General features: G+C 70.8%; 1 protein-coding gene. It reads right to left on the bottom strand.

The features are described from left to right. On the bottom strand, positions 1–301 hold a 301-nt coding region (locus tag JHD64_RS21650), incomplete at both ends, for an FtsW/RodA/SpoVE family cell cycle protein (protein WP_370540998.1).

The raw sequence follows: 301 nt of genomic DNA, 5'->3' as shown, positions 1-301 counted from the left end.
CCCCCCCCCCCCCCCCCCCCCCCCCCCCCCCCCCCCCCCCCCCCCCCCCCCCCCCCCCCCCCCCCCCCCCCCCCCCCCCCCCCCCCCCCCCCCCCCCCCCCCCTTTTCAAGCACAAGACGGCATACGAGATCCTTGTTAATGTCTCGTGGGCTCGGAGATGTGTATAAGAGACAGGGTCCATGAAGCCCAGCACGCGCTTGAGCCGGTATGGCGAGGAAATGATCAGCAGCACGATGGCCACGGCCGCCATCACCGCCAGCCCGGAAAAAATGCGCATATTGATGCCGCCCAGGAACAGCA

Source organism: Aquitalea sp. ASV15, from assembly GCF_016429115.1.
Classification (GTDB): Bacteria; Pseudomonadota; Gammaproteobacteria; order Burkholderiales; family Chromobacteriaceae; genus Aquitalea; species Aquitalea magnusonii.
The sequence above is the reverse complement of the archived record's forward strand: the minus strand, read 5'-3'. Positions and strand labels throughout refer to the sequence as shown.